The sequence below is a fragment of the Prevotella sp. HMSC077E09 genome (assembly GCF_001814685.1).
Lineage (GTDB): Bacteria > Bacteroidota > Bacteroidia > Bacteroidales > Bacteroidaceae > Prevotella > Prevotella oris.
The window spans coordinates 58,382-65,619 of the sequence record NZ_KV817498.1; the positions used below are offsets into that span (position 1 = coordinate 58,382).

General features: G+C 43.6%; 5 protein-coding genes and 2 tRNA genes. 3 read left to right on the top strand and 4 right to left on the bottom strand.

The features are described from left to right. Nucleotides 1–280: 280 nt before the first annotated feature. From HMPREF2983_RS01665 to HMPREF2983_RS01675, 3 genes are all read left to right on the top strand, one after another. A complete protein-coding gene (locus HMPREF2983_RS01665; RefSeq protein ID WP_004372571.1) occupies nt 281–1,468 on the top strand; it encodes a serine palmitoyltransferase in 1,188 nt (395 codons plus the stop codon). 149 nt (nt 1,469–1,617) lie between these two features. Continuing rightward, nucleotides 1,618–1,691, top strand: a tRNA-Pro gene (locus HMPREF2983_RS01670). Nucleotides 1,692–1,717: 26 nt separating this feature from the next. Further along, nucleotides 1,718–1,791: transfer RNA gene (locus tag HMPREF2983_RS01675), tRNA-Pro, on the top strand. A 131-nt stretch (nt 1,792–1,922) separates the two neighbouring features. On the opposite strand, the gene HMPREF2983_RS01680 is transcribed toward HMPREF2983_RS01675, so the two are convergent. The 4 genes from HMPREF2983_RS01680 to mltG all read right to left on the bottom strand — a co-directional run bounded on the left by HMPREF2983_RS01680 (nt 1,923) and on the right by mltG (nt 7,125). Then, nucleotides 1,923–2,570, bottom strand: a complete 648-nt coding sequence (locus HMPREF2983_RS01680; protein WP_070666043.1) for a DedA family protein — start codon at nt 2,568–2,570, stop codon at nt 1,923–1,925. After that, entirely contained in the window at nt 2,567–3,994 is a 1,428-nt protein-coding gene (locus tag HMPREF2983_RS01685) for a tetratricopeptide repeat protein (protein WP_070666046.1), read from the bottom strand. Before HMPREF2983_RS01685 ends, HMPREF2983_RS01680 begins: the two co-directional genes overlap by 4 nt. A 27-nt stretch (nt 3,995–4,021) precedes the next feature. Next, complete coding sequence (locus HMPREF2983_RS01690) at nt 4,022–5,740, bottom strand: glutamine--tRNA ligase/YqeY domain fusion protein (protein ID WP_371441330.1); 1,719 nt, start codon at nt 5,738–5,740, stop codon at nt 4,022–4,024. A 338-nt stretch (nt 5,741–6,078) separates the two neighbouring features. Further along, a complete protein-coding gene (mltG, locus tag HMPREF2983_RS01695; protein WP_025879477.1) occupies nt 6,079–7,125 on the bottom strand; it encodes an endolytic transglycosylase MltG in 1,047 nt (348 codons plus the stop codon). Nucleotides 7,126–7,238 lie beyond the last annotated feature (113 nt).

The following is a 7,238-nucleotide window of genomic DNA, read 5'->3' on the forward strand; positions in this document are numbered from 1 at the left end:
AAAAAAACTTTCAAATAGCAGAATGCAGTGCTTTGATAAAACCGAGTGCAGCTATATCTTATGCAATGATATTGCCAATGAGTGCAAAACGAACTTGTTCGAAATTTGCCGAGTGCAGCTATATCTTATGCAAAGATAATAATTTGTCTTATAGAACAATCTGCCGAAGCTCATAATTTACATAAATAGCATATTTCTTTTAAAAAGTGTATAATATGTTGGTGTTTTTTTGTATCTTTGCAGCCAATTAGTTTTAAAACAGTTTTTCTACACCAATAGAATGGGACAATTACAAGAAAGATACAAGAATTATCGTGAGCCTCAGAAGTACATGAAGGCTGGTGTGTACCCATATTTCCGCGCTATAACCAGTAAGCAGGGTACAGAAGTTGATATGGCTGGTCATAAGGTATTGATGTTTGGTTCAAACGCCTATACCGGCCTTACTGGTGACAAGCGTGTGATAGAAGCAGCCAAGAAAGCCCTTGACAAGTATGGTTCGGGTTGCGCAGGAAGTCGTTTCCTGAATGGTACTCTTGATATTCACGTGCAGTTAGAGAAAGAACTTGCCGAATTCATGCACAAGGATGACACGCTTTGTTTCTCTACTGGTTTCTCTGTTAATCAGGGAGTATTGGCTCAGGTGGTAGGTAAGGGTGACTATATTATCTGCGATGATCGTGACCATGCAAGTATTGTTGACGGTCGTCGCCTTTCTTTTGCCCGCCAGCTTCACTATAAGCACAACGATATGGAAGACTTGGAGCGTGTGCTGAAAGGTCTTCCCCACGAGGCAATCAAGCTGATTGTCGTTGACGGTGTGTTCTCTATGGAGGGTGATTTGGCCAAGTTGCCGGAGATAGTAGAACTGAAACATAAGTACAATTGCTCTGTCATGGTAGATGAAGCCCATGGTTTAGGTGTCTTTGGAAAGCAGGGGCGTGGTGTTTGTGACCATTTTGGACTGACTGACGAGATTGATTTGATTATGGGAACTTTCTCAAAGAGTCTGGCTTCTATCGGTGGTTTTATTGCCAGCGACAAGGATACCATCAACTTCCTGCGCCACACTTGCCGTACCTATATATTCAGTGCGTCAAACACTCCGGCAGCAACAGCAGCAGCTATGGAGGCACTTCATATCATCCAGGAGGAGCCCGAGCGCATTGAGCACCTGTGGGAAGTGACCAAGTATGCTTTGAATCGCTTCCGTGAAGAAGGATTTGAGATTGGCGAAACCGAAAGTCCTATCATTCCGTTGTATGTGCATGATGTTGAAAAGACATTCCTTGTAACGAAGTTGGCCTTTGATGCCGGTGTCTTCATCAACCCTGTCATTCCTCCTGCATGTGCTCCGCAAGACACTTTAGTGCGCTTTGCTTTGATGGCAAGTCATACGAAGGAAGAGGTGGAGCGTGGTGTTCAGGCATTGAAGAAAATCTTTGTTGAACAGGGAATCATCAAGTAAAACCTTGTTTTTTACAATAGAATATAGAAGGGTTGCATGCTGCTGCAACCCTTTTTTGATGAAGGAAATTTGAAAAAGTATATATTTTATTTGGCTACGTGAAATAAAACTGCTACCTTTGCACTCGCAAAAGAGAGAAGCTTATAAAGCGGGGTGTAGCGCAGCCCGGTAGCGCTCCTGGTTTGGGACCAGGCGGCCGCAGGTTCGAATCCTGTCGCCCCGACTTTTAATTTCTTATTCTTGATGCAGCGGGGTGTAGCGCAGCCCGGTAGCGCTCCTGGTTTGGGACCAGGCGGCCGCAGGTTCGAATCCTGTCGCCCCGACGTGAAGACAATCTCAATTTGAGGTTGTCTTTTTTAGTTTATACCGAAAGAGAAAGGATGAAAGTAAGGAGATAAGAAAGTAAAAAGGGATGACTTTCTGTCTGTTTTTACTTTCTTATTCTTTTATCTTTTTACTTTTCTTCATCCAAACTCTGCTGTTTTCTGCGATTGAAATACCATTTAAAGAGGAAATAGACAAAGGCAATGGCGACTGCAACCATGATGAAGAACTTGATATAATCGCCATATTCCATGATTTTATCGTTGAGTTGATCTTCCGGTACAGCAGAATGCAGATACCAACCGAGAGCTGCAAGGATGCAGTTCCATGCTCCGGCACCGATTGTTGTGTAGAGAAGGAATTGCCAATATTTCATTTTTGCTAATCCTGCAGGAATGGAAATAAGGTGGCGTATGCCAGGAATCAAGCGGCCGGTAATGGTCGCTGCCATACCATGGTCATAGAAATATTTCTCGCTTTTCTCGACTTTATGCTGATTGAGCAGACACATCTTGCCCCATTTACTGTTGGCAAAGCGATAGATAATCGGGCGACCTAAGAAGTGGCCGGCAAGGTAGTTGATGGTTGCTCCACAGTCTGCTCCAAGTGTAGAAAACAGGATAACGAGCCAGATATCTAAGTTTCCGCCTGCTGCATGATAGGCTGCTGGCGATACAACGAATTCAGAAGGGACTGGGATGACTGTACTTTCAAGTAACATTAGTAGGAAAATCGTACCATAGTTGAGGTTTCCTAATAGTGTTGATAACCAATTCATGAGAAATTGTTTTTGTTGTTGATAAGATAATGATAGTAGTCTTCAGGCTCCATTTCATCAGGGAAATAAGGCCCCAAAACCAATTTTGCCTCTGCCGGAGTGTAGCATACTGCTTTCTTTACGGCTTCTTCATATTCCTGTTGATAGCCTAACTCGAGGCAGCAGACGGCAAGATAGGGATAGACGGGAAGTTGTGTTCGCGTTGTCACTCCCGACATATTCTTGAGAATTTCGTAGGCAGAGTCGGCATAACCATTATCCAGAAACGACACTGCTATCTTCAAATACATCTCTGGGGTGTTTTTACTTTTGACCAAAGCCTCGTGGAAAATCTTAGCAGCCTTACCCGTTTCCTGATGTTCGAGATACAGATGTCCACGAAGAAGTGACAGTTCAAACGGCTCGTTTAGCGGTAGGACTTCGCATTTGTCAACATAGGCCAAAGCTTCATCAAGCTTATCTTGCTTGGAAAGGATATAGGCTATCTGTTCATAAATTTGCAGACGGAAATGGTCATTCTTTTGACAAAGTGACTCGGCTTTATAGAGGTGGAGAAGAGCTTCGTCGTTTTTCTTCATCTCGGCCAATACCATTCCTTTCATCATTTCGCCGTTGACCTCTTTCGGACAGAGTGCAGCGAACTTCTCAAAGCATTTCAGTGCCTCTTCATTCTGTCCCAAGGCAAAGAGTCCATTACCCTTGTTGAGCAGGGCTTCAGCATCGTTTGGATTGATAGCTAAGGAGTATCCGCAGCTCGAAATGCTCTCAATGAACTTATTTTCCAACAGTTGTGTGGCGGCCAGATGGTTCCAGTGGGCTTCACAGAAGGGGTCTTTATCAATCAAATCTGTAAAGATGCGCTCGCTCTCTTCCAAGTGTCCAAGCCCCATTTCTATCCGTCCCATAGTTTCCCAATAGTCAGGGTCTGTGTCGTCTTCACATCGTTCCATCCATTGGTTGGCTAATTCAAATTCATCATAATCGGCAAACAGAATGGCCACTTCAATGAAATAACTGTCGAGTTCATCGTCTTCCACATCTGAAATATGGTCATACAGATACTGATTGGCCTCATCTGACAGTCCTTCTGTAATCTTGATTTCAGCTGTAGTGTAGTAATATTCTAAACAATCTTTGTCTGTGACGCATGCAAGATACTGCTTGGCGCCCTCAATGTTGTCTTCAATCATCCAGGCCATTCGTGCTCTGAAGACAAGTGGCAACACTGAACCGGGAAACAGACGGATGGCATAATCAATCGTTTCGATAGCCTCGGCAGTCCGTTGATTGCGGTCATAGTATTCTGCAATACTCGTAAGTACATCAGAGTCAAGATAGATTTCTTCTCCTGACCTGCGTGCTTCTTCGTATTGCAGTAAAGCCTTTTGGAAAGCCTTGCTGTCTAAATGATCTTGCTTATTCAATGTTCTTGTATATTCTGTTCAGCCTGCTTAATTCTTATTATTCTGCTTTGCCCAGGTATCTTTCAGTCCAACGGTCTTGTTGAATATGAGGTGTTCTGCAGTAGAATCAAGGTCGGCCATGAAGTAACCGGTACGCTGGAACTGCAGATATTCACCCGGTTGTCGGCTTGCGGCATAGTCTTCAACGTAGCAGTTGGTATATGTTTTCAAGCTTTCCGGGTTGAGCAGCTCACGGAAATCACGCTCGTCGGCCGATGGATTTTCTACGTTGAAAAGACGATCATACTCGCGAACCTCTGCCTTATGGCAATGGTCAACCGATACCCAGTGCAGAGTGCCCTTCACTTTACGATTAGCTCCCTCCATGCCTGTCTTGCTGTTGGGGTCGTATTCAGCTTGAATTTCAGTGATATTTCCTGCTGCATCTTTCGTACAACCGGTGCACATGATGATGTAGGCATTCTTCAAACGGACTTCCTTTCCAGGTGTCATGCGGAAGAATTTCTTTGGTGCATCCTCCATAAAGTCAGCCCGCTCAATCCATAGGTTCTTAGAGAACGTAATCTTGTGGCTTTCACTTCGTTCATCTTCTGGATTGTTGATAGCATCCATTTCCTCGGTCTTTCCATCGGGATAATTGGTGATAACGAGTTTCACAGGGTCGAGAACTGCACTGACACGTGTGGCCTTTTTGTTCAAGTCTTCACGCACACTGGCCTCCAAGAGAGCCATATCGTTGAGGGCATCAAACTTGGTATATCCGATAGAGTCAATGAACATACGTACACTTTCAGGGCTGTAGCCACGGCGACGCATACCGCAGAGTGTCGGCATACGTGGGTCATCCCAACCATTTACAAGGTGTTCGTCGACCAAAGAATGCAGTTTACGCTTGCTCATCACGGTGTAGGTGAGGTTCAAACGGTTGAACTCTATCTGGCGGGGACGGTTGTCTTGCAGGTTATCTGCAGTTCCATCCTTTTCTTTCAAAAAGTCAATGAACTTGTCATATAGCGGACGATGAGGCACAAACTCTAAGGTACAGATAGAATGTGTGACGCCTTCGAAGTAGTCACTCTGGCCATGTGCGAAGTCATACATTGGATAACAGTGCCATTTTGTACCCGTACGATGGTGTGGAGTATGAATAATTCGATACATGATAGGGTCACGGAAGTGCATGTTCGGATTGGCCATATCGAGCTTTGCACGCAAAACCATACTGCCTTCAACGGCCTCTGCCGTGTTCATCTGATTGAACAGAGCGAGACTTTCCTCAATTGGGCGGTCACGATATGGGCTTGGTGTGCCGGGGGTTGTAGGCGTTCCTTTCTGTGAAGCGATTTCTTCACTCGTCTGTTGGTCCACATATGCGTGTCCTTTCTTAATCATCCAAATGGCAAAATCCCACAGTTTTTCAAAATAGTCAGAGGCATAGTAGAGTTCACCCCATTTGAAACCAAGCCATTTGATGTCGTTGAGAATGTTCTCAACATACTCATTGTTTTCTTTGCTTGGGTTTGTATCGTCAAAGCGAAGGTTGCAGATACCATTGTATTTCTCTGCAACACCGAAGTCCATGCATATCGCCTTTGCATGTCCGATGTGAAGATAGCCGTTAGGTTCTGGCGGAAAACGGGTCTGAATTCGACCTCCGTTCTTGCCTTTTGCAAGGTCTTCCTCAACCAGTTGCTCTACGAAGCTAATGCTTTTCTTCTCTTCGTTGTTTTCTTCTTTAATTGTCATCATGTATATACATTATTTATTTTATATTGCAAAGGTAATGGAAACGGCTGGAAAAGCAAAGGAAAAACGTATTTTTTCTTGTGACTGTTGGGTTGTATCAGATATGGTGTACTTTCATGATTCTTTTCCATTTACCAAATCATATCAGGAATAACTGAAAACATGTTTATAAACATAAAAAAACATTTGCATGTAAAGTAAAAACGTCTTACCTTTGTAAACGTTATCCTGAATACAATCTTTTTACCTTAAAAAAGCTAATACCTATTGAGAATAATGCCGCTTTCTGTGAAGAAAGCGGCATTTTGTTTTATGTTTTTTGTCCTTTAATTGTTAAGTTATTTGATACCTTTTTTGTTTAAAGCCTTTGAATATTTTTCAGCATTCTTCATGTGTTCGTCATACGTGCGAGCGAAGTTGTGTGTGCCACTGAAGTCTTCTTTGGCACACATGTACAGATAGTCATGATGCACGCGATTGAGAACGGCATCAATACCTGCAACCGATGGAATGCGAATAGGCCCTGGAGGAAGTCCCGGATGCTTGTAAGTGTTGTAGGGACTTTGGATATGTAGCAGATTATTGTAAATGCGCTTGAGTTCGAAACGCTTCCATGCAAACTTAATGGTTGGGTCGGCTTGCAGTGGCATTCCCTGTGGATATTCAGCATTGCGGAGCATGAGTCGGTTGTAATACATGCCGGCAATCATGGGTTTTTCAGCGTTGTTAGCCGTCTCTTCATCAATGATGCTGGCTAACGTGATGACCTGGTTGGGGGTGAGATTTAACTGCTTGGCCTTCTGCATGCGCTCGATATTCCAGAACTTCTTGCTCTCTTTCTGCATCCGTTCCAAGAACTTATTAATTGATATGTTCCAATAGATGTCGTAGGTGTTCGGTATGAACATGCAGGCAATAGTGGCTGTGTCATAGCCATACTTCCGGCAGGTTGCCTCGTCAGTGAGGGCCTTGTAGAGTTCAGTACTGTCAATCATGAGCCGCTTAGATACCTCGTCAGCCAGCTTGCTCATGGTTCTGACACTTGGAATAGTCAGGTTCACCGGTGTCTGGAGACCGTTTCTCATGTGTCTGAAGACTTTTAATGCACCGTCACTGCTGTTGATAGCATAGCGACCTGTCTTGATTTTCTTCTCGTAATCAAAGTGGCGGGCCAATGTTTTGAAGGTACACATGCCGTGTTTTGATGCAAAAGGCTCCAATTTGCTATATACAGAGTCAATGTTGTCGTCATTATCAATGTAGACATATTCAGTCTCGTGCTTCGTTGAGAAAGCAGAGAAGAAATAATAATAAACCACTCCCACAATGACTACAATACAGCCAAGGGCGGGAATGAAGTACTTTTTCTTGAAATTTTTATTCATCATCTTATATTGAAAAATCGTGCACAAAGTTACACCATTTTTTTTATCTAAGGTAGAGGAATGGCTTTTTTTTCTTACCTTTGCATAAAACATAGCTGCACTCGGCAATTCGA

Coding starts and splice junctions, on each gene's coding strand:
- HMPREF2983_RS01665 (WP_004372571.1), top strand. CDS start 281: ATGGGACAATTACAAGAAAGATACAAGAATTATCGTGAGCCTCAGAAG.
- HMPREF2983_RS01680 (WP_070666043.1), bottom strand. CDS start 2,570: ATGAATTGGTTATCAACACTATTAGGAAACCTCAACTATGGTACGATT.
- HMPREF2983_RS01690 (WP_371441330.1), bottom strand. CDS start 5,740: ATGACAATTAAAGAAGAAAACAACGAAGAGAAGAAAAGCATTAGCTTC.
- mltG (WP_025879477.1), bottom strand. CDS start 7,125: ATGAATAAAAATTTCAAGAAAAAGTACTTCATTCCCGCCCTTGGCTGT.